Source organism: Halorubrum salsamenti (assembly GCF_007671685.1).
GTDB classification, from domain to species: Archaea; Halobacteriota; Halobacteria; order Halobacteriales; family Haloferacaceae; genus Halorubrum; species Halorubrum salsamenti.
Window position 1 is genome coordinate 236,690 of record NZ_VCNL01000005.1, and the last position, 15,008, is coordinate 251,697.

The window sequence follows — 15,008 nt, forward strand, 5'->3', positions numbered from 1 at the left end:
GCAGACGTGAGGTAGTCAGGCCGTTTCGACGAGTCGGTCGAGCCGGCTGTGGATCGTTCGTCGGCCGGTGTCGTGCCATCCGGCAAGTTCAGTCCGCATGATGTCGTTTTTGTACGCGATCGCAGCTACCAACCGTTGCGTCGGCGTGTTTTCCGTCGACGTTGTCAAGCGCGTCTTGGGGCTCTTCGACGGAGATTCGAGACGGCCCATTCGGAACTGTACCACTCTCCGAGCCGAAAGGTCTATCGACTACTATAGGAAACTTACATCGACGATACGGAGATGTGGTCAGACTCGTTGGCTATGTCGGTGATGTTCCCGACGGCTCGAGGTGTTCCTCGAACCACTCGATAGCGGCCGTACTCGCCTCATCAAACGCGTCGACATACGCATCGAAGTGTCCGCCATCGAGAGTGACGATACTTTTCGGTTCGCGAGCTTTCTCATACGTTTCGAACGCTGCATCTTTTACTGCAAGGTGGTCTCCATTGGCTACAAGCATGCGGAGTGGAACAGGACTGATATCCTTGGCGTGGGCCATCGGTCTATATTCACTCATCAACTCGACCGTCTTGAGCGTGACTTCGTTTTCCCAATTTGGTGCTCGCTTCTCCTTCGTTTCAGTAAACCACTCGTAAGAGTCCTGTGTCGGCAGTGCGGCGTCGCCGAGCAGATCTTCGGAAACCACCGGAAGATACGCCGGGTCTTCGCCCTGGAATCGTGCTCTTCTGTCTGCGTTCATTTGTTCGCGAAGGTCGCCGATGATGTCGGCTCGAACAAGTCGTCTGAGATTGTATAATCCGTTTGTTAGTGGTACTTGGGAAACGACACAGTCAACCCGGCTGTCCCAGGCACCGACAGTCAACGCGTGACCGCCACTGTAACTCGTACCCCAAACGCCGATTGCATCGTTGTCGACTTCCTCCCGTGTTTCAGCATACGTGATGGCGTGCCGGTAGTCCCGAACCTGCTGATACGGGTCAATCTCATAGCGGGGCTCTCCCTCACTATCACCGAAGTTCCGGTTATCGAATACGACTGACCCGAATCCGGCCTCAGCGAACGCTTCGGCGAATTTGTCGAGGTACATCTCTTTTACCGCCGAGAAGCCGTGGGCCATTATGATGGTCGGTACGGGACCGTCCGCGTCGTCAGGAGTGTACAACCATCCGCGTAGCGTGTCACCTTCCGCTTCAAACTCGATATCCTCGTGCATTGTACATTGTTATGTAATAGCATATAACTTAAACCTACCTAGAATAGCAATTCGCCCTTTACATGGAAGTTCTCACCTCAGAGATAACCAAAAGTAATACTATGTTTATTTTATTTCTAAATGATGAAATCAACCCACCATTTAATATGTAGGACTCATATTGGGTCTTGGGACTAGATAACACGGGAAGGCGGCCAAGCCGGCAATCCGCTTGGCAAGAGGTGAGAGATGTCGGGTGTCGAGCCGATACTTACGGCGGCTTGATCTTTCCGTCGTAGCGTCCCAACCACCACATATGCCAGAGTACGATTTCAGCGGCAAGGTTGCGTTTGTAACCGGTGCCGCACGAGGACAGGGTCGTTCACACGCAAAAATGTACGCCGAACACGGTGCTGATGTTGTCATCGTTGATGTCTGTAACAGCATGGAGTCGATCCCGTACAACCTCGGCACACGGGACGAGCTCGATGCGACAGCGGAGACGGTCAGGGACGAAGGACAAGATGCTCTTGTGGTCGAATGTGATGTCTCGAACGAGGACCATGTGGAACGGGCGGTCGACCAAGCGCTTGATGAGTTCGGACAAATCGATTTCCTCGCGAATAACGCCGGCATCTTCACCCTAGCCGAGGCGGTCGAAATGTCCGAAGAGGAGTGGGACCAGGTACTCGGAACGAACTTGAAAGGCGCTTGGTTGTGCGCGAAACACGTCGGTAACCACATGATTGAGCGAGGAGAGGGTGGTAAAATAATCACTACCTCCTCCGGGTACGGGCTCGTTGGTGGTCTTTTGGAAGGTCACTACACGGCATCCAAACACGGCGTAAATGGATTAACAAAGACGTTGGCACTGGAACTTGCCGAGTACGATATTAACGTCAATGCCATTGCACCAACTGGCGTCGATACACCAATGATGGAGGAGTTCGTCGAAGTGTATGGCGATGAGGTTCTCGATGACGTCGTAGAACTCACGGGCCCTTGGAATATCTTCGGAGGGGGAATGATCGAATCCAAATATATCAGCGAAGCGTATATGTGGCTCTCTAGTGACGCGTCACGTTATGTTACGGGTATAACTCTTCCAGTCGACGCGGGTCTCAGCGCGAAATAAAGTGCGACCCGTTTCTACTATTTTTGGGCCCTGTTTATTCGAACACTATCCTAACGGCGCGCATTGAGTTCGTGGAACTCGTCTCGGATATACGCCGTATACGCGTCTGCGATATGTTCAAGGAGCACTTCCCCGGCAGCAGCGGTCGCTGGCCTCGCATCACCGAGAACACCGCTTTCATCATATGTTTCTACGCCGTCAGCAAATAACGCCGCCGCAGATACCGCTCCGGTGTGTCCTTCGGGGAGTTCGCCTTCCACAAGAGATGGTTCAATAGCGAGAAGCATCGCAGTCTCGCTGGCACCTGCGTGAACGACGGGTTCGTCGACATCGATTCCTGCGGCCGCTAACCCTTCTTCAAGCAGTTCCATGTATCGTTGGAGTCTGGTAATGGCGACGAGATCCACGCCTTCCATCCGTGCGAGTTCCGCGTATGCGGCGTCAACTATGGAAAACGAACCTCCGTGTCCAGGGAGTATCACAACCCGGGTAAATCCCTGAGTCTCGAAGGATGACACGTAATCACGGAGCACTGCCGTGAGTGTATCCGGAGATATAGAGAGAGTGCCAGGGAATGCGGAGTGTTCGTCAGAAGGCCCGACTGGCACAGGAGGGGCAACAAAAGCATCATCGAGGTTCCGAGCGACACGTTCCGCAAGTGCCGTCGCGATTCGGGTGTCTGTCCCGACCGGGAGATGCGGCCCATGTTGTTCGGTTGCGCCGAGCGGAACAATGATGGTATCTACACCTCCTTGAACCGCAGATTCGATCTCTTGCCACGTCAGATCAGCCAATGTCACGTGGTCAGGGTCACTCACAGCTGTATCGTTCACCCGATGATACAAGATTGTTCTCCTCAATGAGTTACGCTGCTATCCTCATATCCAATGGCCCGGCTCTGTTGAAATCCTCAACAAGTGACACATTCTACCCCGGGTGTGGTCAATACAGGAGACTCACGTAACGACGTAGAACGGTGACCTATTTACATCGTATCAAAAACCGCGTGCAAGATACAGAGCATCTATTCAGTAGTCAGATCCATCAAACGATTAACTATTTCTCCTCATCAGACGAACTTGCAGGTGATGAATCAAACCACCTCTCTCCAGTCTCGACTCGGACTCTCCAATCGGTCATTGGCGGGTCTCGGTCTCGCCGCATCGGGCTTTATTGGTTTTATGGGGATCATCACGGCAGAAGTCCTCTATCCGAACTACACGACCCGACAGGATATCAGCGACTTGGGCTCGACACGCCCACCTAACCCAGTGATACACGAACCCTCGGCGACGATCTTCAATTCCACAATGCTTCTGACAGGACTGATTGTAATCCTCTCGGCATATCTGCTCTACCGCGCGATGAATCGTCGCGGGTTTCCGATTACATTGGCCATCTTCGGATTGGGAGCCTTCGGTGTCGGGGTCTTTCCGGGAAACATGGCTCCGTGGCATGGACTATTCGCCCTCCTTACGTTCTTTATGGGCGGTATCACGGTCCTCCTCTCCGCACGGGTCGTTTCCCGACCGTTCTCGTTCCTCTGTGGGGTCTTTGGTGGAGTCTCGCTCCTTATTCTCATCAGTGTGTTTTTCTTCGGACTGGTCGTCGGTGGTCCGCATCCGCTCGAATTCCTCGGGGCCGGCGGAATCGAGCGCTGGGTCGTCTATCCACTCATCCTCTGGCTGCTCGCTTTCGGTGGCTATCTATTGGCGGAATCGGATGCGACGAGGAGCCTTACGAAATAGGTAACAGGTAACGATACCCACGGGGTTCGAGCGAGGAGTTCACAACCAGTGGTGACCGATACGCGCGTTGTATCTCGCACGGCTGGCGGGACGTTTCTCTGAAATGGCAGAACCGTTGGTGTTCAATACGCACTCTTCAGCAACCAGCTGTTTCATACAATAATATGTCCGAAGAAGAGGATTCAACAGAGCCCTATCGTATAGTAACGAACCGTACTCTCGGTCGTCGACCCCGCCCTACTCCTCGCCGGCGCCGTTCTCCAACATCATGTCTGTACCGGGGGTCGCCCACGTCAAGCAGCGGTCAACCGTACCGTTTGTGCGCGTCGTCGATATCCATGATATCGATCACACGGACTTCACTGTCGTCCTCAACGATGAACGCCGTGTGGGTCCGGCCAATGTGTAGCCGATAGATCTCCTCGCCGTCAACTGTGAGCTTCTCCCGGTCACCGGAGCCTGCGCCCGGTCGAGGGTACGGGTCCTCAGCCAACTTTCGGAGATTGTCCTTGACGATTCGCGTACTCTTCTCGTCGAGCAGCGAGACGTACTCGCGCGCGTCGGCAGCGAGCAGAACGTTATAGCTCATCAAGCGGCGTCAGCTCCTCCGTGTCCGCCTCGCGGACTTCGCGGACTTTGTCGGCGAGCTGGCGCCGGTGGTGTTCTTGGATCAGCTCTTCGAGCAGATCGTCGTACGTCTTTCCTGCGCTCTTTAGTTCGTTCAGTTCTTTCCATCGTTCCTCTGTAACGGGAATTCGTTTGTTTGCGTTCGACATGGCGGGTGTTTTTTTTTTCACGTAGAATCACCCCCGGCTTCCCCGAGATTCATCCCATTATTTGGTCTCCTCGTTTATCCAGGGGGAGTGACGCGCCTTGATTCAGATCGCCCGTGCCACTTGACGATCCTTTTCAGCTACGTGTGCAATCCTTACAACCATTACAACTTAAGCTTAATCCCCGCTGTCGTCGCCGGCGCCGGCGTGATCGCCGTCACGCCCGGAGCGCATGTTGTGTCGCTTATACGCCTGCAACTGTTCCAGAAAGGACCGACGCGTGTCGAGGATCGGGTCAGCAACCCCCGGTGTCTCGGGCTCAGGCACGGGTACGTCCACCTCCGCAACGACGGCGCGGTGATCGATGCGGTCGACCACGCTCTCGACGCGGTCGCGACGCTCGCGAATCTCACACTCCTCGCGAACGCGTTGCTCCTGCGCGGCGAGCTGTTCGAGACCGTCGATCGCGCCATCGACGTGCGGGCCCATCTCGTCGTCGTACCGATCGAGTCCCTCGTGCAGCTCGTCGACGGTCGTCTCCCGGCCCTGTTCGCGCTCGGCGGCGGCGATCGACTTGAGCCGGTCGGCGACGCCCGGTATGTCTGAGCCCTCGCTCACGATATCCGAGAATCGCACGTCAGACAGTGTATCACGCGAGTTATCTATCGATATCTTTCCGTCGACGGCGACACCGGTAAATTCGGGCAGTGACAACTTTCGCACGATTCTACGTATTAGTTCATTATGTGATACGAATGTCCAAAGCGCTTATCACATTAGAACAAAATCTGCGTGTGCGGCAACGCAGGGTTGTCGCTTAGCCGGCACACCCCCTTACTGCCAACATTCTGTAGCGATGGCGTCGTCGACGAGCTGATCGGACGACGTGGAGCCGGTGCTGTCTCGATCGCCTTCTCGATCAGGAGAGACCACACGTCAGCGACGAGAAAAGCGCCGCCGACGTGCAGAGGGGGTGGGAGCGTGAGGGGTTGTGCCGCGAGCGACCCGTGGGCCGCGTGTTCTCCTACTGCCCTCGGGTAGTTAACCTCCAGCCTGACCCGTGGTGGAAGTGGACCAGACGACGATCTCGCGGTTCGCCGGATACCCCGCGGTGCCGCTGTAAGTCACCAACCAGATCGCTGTCTCAGTAGTTACAGACCGGCGTCTCCGAGAAATGTCGGCGTCCTACGACAGCGTGCTCTGCCGACTGAATGTATCCACGTCTTGCACGATCCCGTCAAAGTCCTCGACGTGCTCGAACCCTTCCAGTAGCGAATCGAGGTTCACGCGTAGTTCTGAGAGGTAGTAATCCCCACCCTGTACGCCGCCTTTCCGCTTGTGAGTCATTGCCAGATTGTATGTGTCGAGGTTCGTAAGCTTGTCACGAATACTTCGCGATGTGAGTTGATTCGTCCCAATCGTGTCAGCGACGCGTTTGTACTCCGAATAGACCTCTTTCGTCCGCGCGGGCGTGTCTCCGCGAGATTCGAGTATCGCCAGCGCCATCAAGAGCGCCTGATCGTTGATCGTCAGATCCTTGAGCTTGTTGACGATGTTTACCTCTTCCAGTTCGTCTCGGGCATCGTCGAGGTGCGCCTCGGTAACGATATCGCTTCCCTCAACGCAGGCGATATCTCCGGCTTCATGGAGGAGGCGAATCGCCTGTCTCGCAGAGCCGGTGTCCTTTGCCGTCCACGCGGCCGCCAGCCCGACCACGCCGTCATCGACTGCATCGGGTTTGAACGCGGTGTCGACACGGTCGTACAGAATAGACCGCAGATCGTCGGCGTCGTATGGATCGAAGTGAACCTCGTTCTCATAGAGGCTGTCCTTCGTTTTTGCGGATAGATCCTGTTTGAACTGGAGGTCGTTCGAAATGCCGATGATCGAGAGGTGTGCGTTCGTGATTTTTCCGTTCGATCGCGCCCGTGGGAGCTGGTACAACAGGTCGTCGTCAGATCCGAGGTTGTCGATTTCGTCGAGGAAGAACACGATGTACCCACCAATTTCGTCGAGCCGTCGGAACATTCGCTCATTGAGATCGGTGAGCGAGAGTCCCTTTGGTCGCTCTGTCGTTTCGGGCTCGATCTCGGTGAGGATCTTCCCGACGGACTGATAGGCAGTGTTCACGTCTTTCAACGACACCTCGAACGTCCGAAGGTCGATATCTTTCTCTTGGCAGTAGTTGTGAAGTTCCTCTAACACGACACGAGCAGTGACGGTCTTTCCCTGCCCGGTCTTCCCGGAGATGAGGACGTTCTTCGGCTCGATCCCGGAGCGGATCGTCGTCCGAAAACTCTTCGCGATCTCTTCTAATTCGGGCTCGCGCTCCGGGAGACGATCAGGAACCCACTCTTCCATCAACGCGCGCTCGTTCTCGAAGACGTTAGTGTCGGTTTCAAACAGCGACATGGGGCTCTACCTTGCGAGTATCATACACACATTCATTTATAAAACCCCCACCTTCCGCATTTTCCCGAACTTCCTCATAAGCCGGGTTTTATATACCACACCCACACCCCGTTTCCGCATAATTCCCGTCAGTAGGCGTGGGGGTACCAGAGCGCCTGTCTCGGCACCGAACCACGCCCTCCCCGATAATCTCGCTTCGCTCTTGTCGCGTTGTTATATATCTTTTGTTTAATGTGTTGTTGTTGTTGTGTTGTAGGCTGGAGACACCAACAAACAGCACTATTAGACAATTCGATACTGGCGTGTGAACACCGTTTAAGTACGCTACTCGTGGAGTGGCGCTATTGAGGCCCTCCAAATCACCGGGTGAATAATGCGGAAACGAGGGGTGTGTCTCCGGTTGTGTGCCGTCGTGGAATGTGGTGTCTTCGATTATGCGGAAATGGGGGGTCTGTTGGATACTGACGAGAGGTGCGCTGGTTGCCACAATACGCCTTTTTAGACGCTGACTGCCGACGATCGCGTATGCGAGTACAACCCCCTATCACGTCTCACGTTGCGGGCGGTGAGACCGATGGGCGTTGACCACCCGACCAGTGCGACCACGACGACCGCCGCCGAAGACCCACTCCGGCACGTCGTCGTTCGCGAGGCTGCCGGCGAGCGCGACGCGTTCTACCTCGCGCACCTCTGGTCGCGCTGGTTCGGCACCGAGTACAAACACGGGCACCGATACGCATCGGGAAAGCTTCCATACCCGCTCTTTCCAGTCGCCGGGTGGAGCACTGAGACCATCGAGATGGAGAACCTCGCCGTCCACGGCGTCGTCGCCGGACACGACCCGCCCGATCGCGACGGCGCCGTGCAGATCGGCGGCGGGTTCGCGTCGATCATGAGCCACGAGCACACTGTCGATGAGCCGCCCGACGGCGGGTTCGACGCTGCCGCGCTCGCGGGCGAGCGCAACGCGTGGCTCTGGTTCGGCGTCGTCGACGAGTCGTGGCGCGGGCTCGGACTCGGCCGCCGGTTGTTCGAGCGCCGGCTCCAGTGGGCTCGCGATCAGGGCGCCGACATGGCGTTCGCGTTCGGCTGGGAACACGAGGGCCGGACGAGTCGCCCGCTGTTTGAGGCCTTCGGGTTCATCCCCGTGGAGCGCTTCGAGCGACTGTACGAAGGCGATCGCAACGTGTGTCCGGAGTGCGGGGCGCTGCCCTCGAACGACCGGACGTGTACGTGTGCCGGCGTCGTGTGGGCGACGGACCTGTAGCTACGACTCTGCTGAAACCCATTCTTCAGACACACTACCGTCTGAAACAGCCGGTCGCTGAAGAGTGCGGATATATCGACAGGAGGATGTCAGAGGCACAGTCGTCTATCCTCCTAAATAACACACAGTTGTTGAATGTGATAAGACCTCGGAGCCGGTTCTTACAGGCGATAATTGCACTGTAATGCTGGAATCGGCAGAATGTATCAGCTGATTATTATTTCAACAAAGCCTTTGAGTTGTCTTCATCAGGTGCTTGAATTGTACGTTTCCGGAATTGATTCGAGGAGTGCTTCGACGAGGTCATCATCGCCGTACCGGACTGTCTCTGAACGGGGGTCATAATCAACCACACCAATCATGCCGAGTTGGGGAAAGTGGTTGTGGTGGAGGGCTACTGCAAGTTTGTCATACTCGTCTGCGATCGAGTCCTGCTTCTGGAGATGACTCACCACATCACTAATCGACACGCGATCCGTCTCAGCTTCTCGCAGGAAGTGAATGATACACCGACGCTCGTACTTGTCTAACAGTGCGAATCGTTGGTCGATCTCTTCAGAAGTATATTCTCGCATTGTCTTATTTCCCACCCGACTCTTGAATCTGTTAGTATAAAGTATTGTTCTGGTTGACAGGTTGGCCAGTTCTCTATAGCGCTGAGTAAATGCCCTGTATTGACCGCAACCGGATCAGAATGTGTCACCTGATGAGGATTTCAACAGAGCCAATGGCCCAAAAGTGATTTCCCCGTAAAAGGGAGGGGTATCCAAACGTATTTAGTAATCTATTGTGTGGTTGATACTGTATGTCACAGTCAGCGGATTCAAGCAACGATACTGAACAGTCCACAACTGACGAGCCCGATATCGAGGAAGATCTCTTCAAGGAAGAGCTCCGAATTGATGGAATATGTGGCGTCTACTAGCATGACCACGAAACTGGCGAGGCCCGATCACATCAAATTCAGGCGGGAGGCGGAAGGAGGACTCGTGTACGATCACGAAAACTACGGCTACGAGGACGCGTCCATGTACGAAGTGAGCGACACCGTTATTGATATCTTAGAGTACGTCGACGGAGAACAACCTCGACAGGCTCTCGAAGAGAAGTTTTCGCCGGCCATCGTCGAAACACTATTACAGCGCGGAGTCATCACAAATGTCGAGTGAACCGCTTTCGGCACCGGTCACGATCACGTGGGAGGTGACGCTGGGTTGTAACCTCCACTGTGACCACTGCCTGTCAGGAAGCGGCCCGGGCCACCAGATGCCGAACGAGCTCACGACAGATGAGGCTCGTGAATTCATCACGGAACTCGATCAGATGGACGTGTTCCAAGTGAACATCGGTGGTGGCGAACCCTTCATCCGTCCCGATATGCTGGAGCTGCTCGAGGAACTCACCAGTCGCGACATTTCGACGTGCGTGAGTACAAACGGAACTCAGCTCGATGAGGCGACGCTCGACCGTATCGAGGCGATGGACCCACTATTCCTTCAAGTGAGTATGGATGGTCTCCAAGCTGAAAACGACGCCATTCGTGGTGACGGCGTGTATGACCAAGTCGTCGATGCCCTCAAACGGTTAGAGGACCGCGACATCGGCACGACAGTAAACACGGTCGTCACGCGACAGAACGTCGAAGATCTGTCCAAGATATATGACCTCGCAGAATCGCACGGCGCCGGCCTCCGGCTAAATCGGTTTCGCCCGAGTGGCCGCGGCGAGGACACGTGGGACAAGTTCCGCCTCACGGAAGATCAGATACGGTTCCTCCACGACTGGATCGACGATCACCCCGACGTCCGAACCGGCGATTCCTTCTTTTATTTAAATGCGCTTGGTGAGGTTAGAAATAACACGCTCAAACAATGCGGTGCCGGATCAATGACGTGTCTCGTTGACCCCGCCGGTGATGTGTTCCCCTGTGCGTTCACACAGTGGGATCACCTTGCCTCTGGGAATGTAACGGACGACGGGTTCCAGACGGCGTGGGACGAAATCGCGAATCTCCGTAGTCGAATCGACGACCACGAGGGGTGTCCCGCGGTCGCGATGGGTAGCTCCGACCCCGACGGCGAAGACCCTCAGCTACGGGCCATTCTCTCGGGCGACTGACTCCGTATGCCGGGAGATGGGTCGAAGCGGGGTCACGGGGAGTATCGCCTTCGAAGCGGAGTCACGGTTACTGGCACTATCCTCGTCTCCACGCAGCCGCTTCTTGCGACGCGACTCAATGAGACCGCTATCGGGACTATCGACGCACTCGAGAGTGAAACGTTTCGATCGCCGGTGGCGGTCGCCTCGGAACTCGGACGTGACGCCGAGCCGGTTGTACAATTGTTCGAACGGCTCCACCGACGCGGATTTCTCGAGTGGCGGCCCGCGCGAGATTGCCAATTTAGACCGCCTGTATCGATCGTCGTGACGGTCCGAAACGACCGTAGCTCCCTTAAAAAGTGTCTCGACGCACTAGCCGAACTTGAGTATCCGATGTACGAGGTAGTGGTGGTTGACGACGGGTCAACAGACGGGACCAACAAGATGGCCAGAAACTACGGCATGGTCGGAACCAGTCGCGTTCACGTGCTGTCGGTCGGTAGTGCCACCGATCCGCTGGGCATCGGTACCTCGCGAAACCGTGGTGTCGCCGCAGCTACTCACGATGTCGTCGCGTTCACTGACGCGGACTGTCGCCCGCGGACGGACTGGCTTACCGACCTCGTCCCGATCCTCAGAACTGCCGACCTCGTCGGGGGTCGGATCCGCCCCGCAGGTGAGACAGCAGCGAGCGTATACGAGGGGATCAACTCTTCACTGGATATGGGCGCATACGCGTCACGAGTGGATCCCGGTGGGAACGTCCCGTATCTAGCAACGGCGAACTTGATCGGCCACCGCTCTGCGTTCGAATCCGTCCCGTTTCCCAATCGGAGTATCGCCGAAGATGTGGACGTGTGCCGGCGCGCTATCGCGGCTGGACTCGAGGTCGTGTACTCGCCAACTGGGGTCGTCGAACATGTATATCGAGATGGGAAACGCGACTTCTCCAGCCGTCGCGCGGCGTACGGTTCGTCGGAGGCGCTGCTCGCGCGCGACTACGGTCGTAATGCCTCCGGCAGCGTCGGTATGCCAACGCTCCTCCCCTTCGCCGTCATAGTCGGGTTGCTTGCGACCTTTGGTTCGGCCGCAGTCTCCGCTGTCACGGTCGGAGTGATGGCGATATCACTCGGTCTCCTAGGAAGTTTCCGTGGGTGGCATCTCTGGCAGCGGTACAGACAGCTAAACCCGATTATTGCGGCGTCTGACGTGCTACGGAGCTGGGGTCGTGAGCGACTTTCGTCGGCGTATGCCGTATCGCGAGAGATCATGCGGTACTACTCGGGACCGGCACTCTTTCTCGGTGTTCTAGTATGGGGAGCGGGGATACAGACAGTGGGAAGCGGCATCATCGGTGTGACGATCACCGCGATAGCGCTCCCGCTGGCCGTCGAATATAACGTCCATGATCCAGACACGTCGCTACTTGGCTACGGAACGTACTACGCCGCAGACCACTTCGGATATCAGTATGGGGCCTATCGCGGAGCATTCGTCTACCACACGTTCAGCCACCTAAATCCGCTGACGCGGTTTCGACTCACAGGAGCCGGAGCAAAGCTCTTCGCACGACGACGTATCGGCCGTGAGACATCACCCACAGAGACGCTCACCGTTGGGAGCGTAACAGGTCGATTCAACGTCGATTCATCGGCAGAAGAGTGGTGGTTCAAGGATGACCAGCTCAGGGGCGAACGTCCGGTCGTCGCCGATCTGCTCGACCGAATCAAATCCGACGACACGTTCCTCGATGTCGGCGCAAATATCGGGATCTACAGTTGTCTGGTCGGCCGTAAACTCGACAAGGGGACCGTCATCGCTGTCGAGCCTCATCCGGAGAACGCGGCGCGGCTCGCGGAGAACCTGTCGATGAACGATATCGATTCACCGGTGGTTCGAAAGGCGCTCGGAGCCGAAAACGGACGTGGGGTGCTGACAAGCCCGGACGATACGGTGGCTGGGAGCGGGACACACACCCTCCTCACAGAACAGGACGCGCCGACCGACTCAGTGTCGTCCTCAACCGATCAGTCGCTGTCGACGCCGGTCGTGACGGGAGATTCGTTGGTGGCATCAGGTGAGAGACCACAGCCGACGGTGGTCAAGATCGATGTCGAAGGCACAGAAGTTGATGTGCTCGACGGAATGGACGAGGTCTTATCAGACCCATCGTGTCGACTTGTGTACTGTGAACTTCATCCGGAATCACTCTCAAAACGCGGCGTGGCCACAGAACGAGCAACGACTGTCCTCCACAAGAAGGGATTCTCCGTGACACGTGTTCAGGACCTCCCGGACGAACGGACCATCGTTCGAGCCGAAAAGGACACAGTGAGAGCGGAGAAAACCACGTCGAACGCGGTTGGAAACGTTGATTCGGATAATGTCGAGCAGTGAGCACAGTGAAACCTTCAGTACTGCGGATGTAGCGGAACCGTCGCTTGTTCACAGTAACTGGTGTTCCTCGAGGTACGTGACGACACGCTCTGCGGCTTCCTCGGGCGATGTATCGATCTGCTCTCCGGCGCTCGATCCCTCGTCGCTGCCCCGTCCGAGCATTCGGTAGATGCGCTCCTCGACCGTCCCGGTTCGTGGCGGCCGACCACGACCCCAGCGTTCGTTGGGTGTCACATCTTCGATTGTCACAGGACCGACACTCATCGAAAATCGTGACTCACGTGGCATCACGTCGGCAAGCGGAATCGTCTCGATATCAGCCCGCTGGCCAGCGACGACAGTGTCAAGCGGGGCACGGTCCGGATCCGTAAAGCCGGAATCCACTCCGATCACCGCTGGAAGCTCGACGACAATTGCCTCTTGGTGACCTATCGCCAACTTCCGCTGGATCGCGATCTCATCGGCCCCTACGTCGACGTTGGTGCCGAGAGCCTGCTGGCCAAGTTCGGTCGTTCGAGTCGCACACGGCCAGTTCAGCCGATCGGCGGTGAACGTCGCGATTTCGGCGCCGACGAACGACGATGCGTGACCGACTACGACCGCATCCGGCGGGTCGCGGGCAACGACGCGACCCAACACCGTCGCGTACTTTTCCGCGGCGACGTTATCGATGGGATCGTACTCGACGTGGATGCCGCGATCAGCCCCTCGCTCAAGCGCTGACCGGACGGAGCTCCGTGCGGGATCGCCACCGATGCCCACTGCGATCACTTCGTCGGCGATCTCGAGGGCGGCTTCCAGCGCAACTCGATCGTCGATACTGAACTGGAAGTGGTACGGTTCAGCATTCCCGTCGTTATCGACGATCCGGTGGGGCTCTGGTCGAGCCGTGACCATCGCTCTCATCGTGCGGTGTACCCTCCATCGACGGGAATTGTCGCCCCAGTCACGAACGCCGCATCCTCGGACGCAAGAAATGCGATAGCACGTCCAATATCCTCGGGGGCGGCCATTCCGAGCGGTGTTTTATTGATCATCTCTTCAGTCACGTCGGGGACATCTCCGTCGCTGTCCGCCTCCAGTACATCTTCGAGCATCGGCGTCTCCACGATGCCTGGACAAATTGTGTTCGCACGGATCGCCGGCGCGTACTCGACTGCGATCGAACGGGTCAGCGAAACGATCGCCCCCTTCGTGGCGGTGTAGATATCCATTCCGGGTTCGGCGATCAGCGCTGCGATCGAGGCGTTGTTGATAATGACACCGGATCCGTCGCCCGTTTCAAGCATCGCTGGGATCGCATGTTTACATGCGTACATCGGGCCCTGAAGGTTGACACCAGTGAGAAATTCGTAGGCGTCGTCGCTGAACTCCGTGATCGGTCCGTCGGCGTCTCGAGATGCGACGGCGGCGTTGTTCACCAGAATATCGACGCGCCCGAACATGGACTCGGCGTGGTCGACCATGTGGGCGATGGCATCCTCGTCGCTCACGTCTGTCTCGACGAAGGAGGCGTGGCCTCCATCCTCGGTGATCGACTCCGCCAGCCGTTCTCCCTCATCGACCGAGAGGTCCGCAACGACGACATCCGCGCCACGTTCAGCAAGCACGCGGCACGTCGCCGCCCCGATACCGCTAGCACCGCCAGTAACGATCGCGGTCTGAGTGTCGAGATTCATGATCAGCCGAAGTCGAACTCGACTCCTTTCCCCCCCTCTGCCTTCGACCATGACACGGCGCCCTTGTCAGAGTCATTCTCACAGAACACCATACAAGCGCCACACTCCACGCAGGGTTCATATGCGAAGTAGATCCCGCCTTTCTGATCCTCTTGATAGTCGAAACACTGTGCGGGACAGAGGTGAAGGCAGGGCTTGTCATCGCAGGTGACGCATTGCTCGTTGTCGACGGTGATATGAGCATCCTCACTGACGTCCCAGCTGATCGTCTCCAAGTCGTCTTGAACACTCATTGGCCCGTC

Annotated in this window: 17 protein-coding genes and 1 pseudogene; 7 read left to right on the forward strand and 11 right to left on the reverse strand. The window is 56.8% G+C overall.

Annotation, left to right across the window (positions count from 1 at the left end; translation table 11 throughout):
* Window positions 1–30: 30 nt before the first annotated feature.
* Window positions 31–196: pseudogene (locus FGL94_RS14490) on the reverse strand (IS630 family transposase); the annotation flags it as partial.
* Between the two features lie 105 nt (window positions 197–301).
* On the reverse strand, window positions 302–1,216 hold the full coding sequence (locus FGL94_RS14495) for an alpha/beta hydrolase (protein ID WP_144926757.1): 915 nt from the start codon (window positions 1,214–1,216) through the stop codon (window positions 302–304).
* A gap of 295 nt (window positions 1,217–1,511) precedes the next feature.
* Here FGL94_RS14495 and FGL94_RS14500 point away from each other — a divergent pair, with 295 nt between their 5' ends.
* Window positions 1,512–2,330 carry a mycofactocin-coupled SDR family oxidoreductase gene (locus tag FGL94_RS14500; protein WP_144926760.1) on the forward strand — a complete coding sequence of 273 codons (819 nt, stop codon included), beginning with the start codon at window positions 1,512–1,514 and terminating at the stop codon, window positions 2,328–2,330.
* Between the two features lie 50 nt (window positions 2,331–2,380).
* Here the strand turns inward: FGL94_RS14500 and FGL94_RS14505 are convergent, their stop codons facing one another.
* Window positions 2,381–3,148 carry a creatininase family protein gene (locus tag FGL94_RS14505; protein WP_186313424.1) on the reverse strand — a complete coding sequence of 256 codons (768 nt, stop codon included), beginning with the start codon at window positions 3,146–3,148 and terminating at the stop codon, window positions 2,381–2,383.
* Window positions 3,149–3,418: 270 nt separating this feature from the next.
* On the opposite strand from FGL94_RS14505, the gene FGL94_RS14510 reads away from it, so the two are divergent.
* On the forward strand, window positions 3,419–4,078 hold the full coding sequence (locus FGL94_RS14510; RefSeq protein WP_144926766.1) for a DUF998 domain-containing protein: 660 nt from the start codon (window positions 3,419–3,421) through the stop codon (window positions 4,076–4,078).
* A 304-nt stretch (window positions 4,079–4,382) separates the two neighbouring features.
* Here the strand turns inward: FGL94_RS14510 and FGL94_RS14515 are convergent, their stop codons facing one another.
* The 4 genes from FGL94_RS14515 to FGL94_RS14530 form a co-directional block, all read right to left on the reverse strand.
* Window positions 4,383–4,667, reverse strand: a complete 285-nt coding sequence (locus FGL94_RS14515) for a type II toxin-antitoxin system RelE family toxin (RefSeq protein ID WP_144926769.1) — start codon at window positions 4,665–4,667, stop codon at window positions 4,383–4,385.
* Window positions 4,657–4,854, reverse strand: a complete 198-nt coding sequence (locus FGL94_RS14520; RefSeq protein WP_144926772.1) for an HAD family hydrolase — start codon at window positions 4,852–4,854, stop codon at window positions 4,657–4,659. The genes FGL94_RS14515 and FGL94_RS14520 overlap by 11 nt, the downstream gene beginning before the upstream one ends.
* A gap of 174 nt (window positions 4,855–5,028) precedes the next feature.
* Window positions 5,029–5,469: a hypothetical protein gene (locus FGL94_RS14525; RefSeq protein WP_144926775.1), complete on the reverse strand. Its 441-nt coding sequence runs from the start codon at window positions 5,467–5,469 to the stop codon at window positions 5,029–5,031.
* Window positions 5,470–6,036: 567 nt separating this feature from the next.
* Window positions 6,037–7,263, reverse strand: coding sequence for a Cdc6/Cdc18 family protein (locus FGL94_RS14530; RefSeq protein ID WP_144926778.1), 1,227 nt, complete (start codon window positions 7,261–7,263; stop codon window positions 6,037–6,039).
* 574 nt (window positions 7,264–7,837) lie between these two features.
* Between FGL94_RS14530 and FGL94_RS14535 the strand changes: the two genes are divergently transcribed.
* Window positions 7,838–8,530 carry a GNAT family N-acetyltransferase gene (locus tag FGL94_RS14535; RefSeq protein WP_144926781.1) on the forward strand — a complete coding sequence of 231 codons (693 nt, stop codon included), beginning with the start codon at window positions 7,838–7,840 and terminating at the stop codon, window positions 8,528–8,530.
* Window positions 8,531–8,778: 248 nt separating this feature from the next.
* On the opposite strand, the gene FGL94_RS14540 is transcribed toward FGL94_RS14535, so the two are convergent.
* On the reverse strand, window positions 8,779–9,105 hold the full coding sequence (locus FGL94_RS14540) for a DUF7344 domain-containing protein (RefSeq protein ID WP_144926784.1): 327 nt from the start codon (window positions 9,103–9,105) through the stop codon (window positions 8,779–8,781).
* A 230-nt stretch (window positions 9,106–9,335) separates the two neighbouring features.
* Between FGL94_RS14540 and mftA the strand changes: the two genes are divergently transcribed.
* Genes mftA through FGL94_RS14560 form a run of 4 tightly spaced genes read left to right on the forward strand, consistent with a single transcriptional unit; the run spans window position 9,336 to window position 13,027 of the window.
* Window positions 9,336–9,455 (forward strand): mycofactocin precursor MftA, encoded by a 120-nt coding sequence (gene mftA, locus FGL94_RS14545; RefSeq protein ID WP_144926788.1) that lies wholly within the window; start codon window positions 9,336–9,338, stop codon window positions 9,453–9,455.
* Between the two features lies 1 nt (window position 9,456).
* Entirely contained in the window at window positions 9,457–9,699 is a 243-nt protein-coding gene (mftB2, locus tag FGL94_RS14550) for a mycofactocin biosynthesis chaperone MftB2 (protein WP_144926791.1), read from the forward strand.
* Window positions 9,689–10,648, forward strand: coding sequence for a mycofactocin radical SAM maturase (mftC, locus tag FGL94_RS14555; RefSeq protein WP_144926794.1), 960 nt, complete (start codon window positions 9,689–9,691; stop codon window positions 10,646–10,648). Before mftB2 ends, mftC begins: the two co-directional genes overlap by 11 nt.
* Before the next feature lie 6 nt (window positions 10,649–10,654).
* Complete coding sequence (locus tag FGL94_RS14560; protein WP_144926797.1) at window positions 10,655–13,027, forward strand: FkbM family methyltransferase; 2,373 nt, start codon at window positions 10,655–10,657, stop codon at window positions 13,025–13,027.
* A 48-nt stretch (window positions 13,028–13,075) separates the two neighbouring features.
* On the opposite strand, the gene FGL94_RS14565 is transcribed toward FGL94_RS14560, so the two are convergent.
* Genes FGL94_RS14565 through FGL94_RS14575 form a run of 3 tightly spaced genes read right to left on the reverse strand, consistent with a single transcriptional unit; the run spans window position 13,076 to window position 14,999 of the window.
* Window positions 13,076–13,933 (reverse strand): electron transfer flavoprotein subunit beta/FixA family protein, encoded by an 858-nt coding sequence (locus tag FGL94_RS14565; protein ID WP_144926800.1) that lies wholly within the window; start codon window positions 13,931–13,933, stop codon window positions 13,076–13,078.
* Complete coding sequence (locus FGL94_RS14570) at window positions 13,930–14,706, reverse strand: SDR family NAD(P)-dependent oxidoreductase (RefSeq protein ID WP_186313426.1); 777 nt, start codon at window positions 14,704–14,706, stop codon at window positions 13,930–13,932. Before FGL94_RS14570 ends, FGL94_RS14565 begins: the two co-directional genes overlap by 4 nt.
* 2 nt (window positions 14,707–14,708) lie before the next feature.
* Window positions 14,709–14,999, reverse strand: coding sequence for a ferredoxin family protein (locus tag FGL94_RS14575; RefSeq protein WP_144926806.1), 291 nt, complete (start codon window positions 14,997–14,999; stop codon window positions 14,709–14,711).
* Window positions 15,000–15,008 lie beyond the last annotated feature (9 nt).

Excerpts from the sequence above, each read along its gene's own strand:
- mftB2 (WP_144926791.1), top strand. The coding sequence starts at position 9,457 with ATGACCACGAAACTGGCGAGGCCCGATCACATCAAATTCAGGCGGGAG.
- mftC (WP_144926794.1), top strand. The coding sequence starts at position 9,689 with ATGTCGAGTGAACCGCTTTCGGCACCGGTCACGATCACGTGGGAGGTG.
- FGL94_RS14560 (WP_144926797.1), top strand. The coding sequence starts at position 10,655 with ATGCCGGGAGATGGGTCGAAGCGGGGTCACGGGGAGTATCGCCTTCGA.
- FGL94_RS14500 (WP_144926760.1), top strand. The coding sequence starts at position 1,512 with ATGCCAGAGTACGATTTCAGCGGCAAGGTTGCGTTTGTAACCGGTGCC.
- FGL94_RS14495 (WP_144926757.1), bottom strand. The coding sequence starts at position 1,216 with ATGCACGAGGATATCGAGTTTGAAGCGGAAGGTGACACGCTACGCGGA.
- FGL94_RS14510 (WP_144926766.1), top strand. The coding sequence starts at position 3,419 with ATGAATCAAACCACCTCTCTCCAGTCTCGACTCGGACTCTCCAATCGG.
- FGL94_RS14575 (WP_144926806.1), bottom strand. The coding sequence starts at position 14,999 with ATGAGTGTTCAAGACGACTTGGAGACGATCAGCTGGGACGTCAGTGAG.
- FGL94_RS14570 (WP_186313426.1), bottom strand. The coding sequence starts at position 14,706 with ATGAATCTCGACACTCAGACCGCGATCGTTACTGGCGGTGCTAGCGGT.
- FGL94_RS14535 (WP_144926781.1), top strand. The coding sequence starts at position 7,838 with ATGGGCGTTGACCACCCGACCAGTGCGACCACGACGACCGCCGCCGAA.
- mftA (WP_144926788.1), top strand. The coding sequence starts at position 9,336 with ATGTCACAGTCAGCGGATTCAAGCAACGATACTGAACAGTCCACAACT.
- FGL94_RS14565 (WP_144926800.1), bottom strand. The coding sequence starts at position 13,933 with ATGAGAGCGATGGTCACGGCTCGACCAGAGCCCCACCGGATCGTCGAT.
- FGL94_RS14520 (WP_144926772.1), bottom strand. The coding sequence starts at position 4,854 with ATGTCGAACGCAAACAAACGAATTCCCGTTACAGAGGAACGATGGAAA.
- FGL94_RS14540 (WP_144926784.1), bottom strand. The coding sequence starts at position 9,105 with ATGCGAGAATATACTTCTGAAGAGATCGACCAACGATTCGCACTGTTA.
- FGL94_RS14530 (WP_144926778.1), bottom strand. The coding sequence starts at position 7,263 with ATGTCGCTGTTTGAAACCGACACTAACGTCTTCGAGAACGAGCGCGCG.
- FGL94_RS14515 (WP_144926769.1), bottom strand. The coding sequence starts at position 4,667 with ATGAGCTATAACGTTCTGCTCGCTGCCGACGCGCGCGAGTACGTCTCG.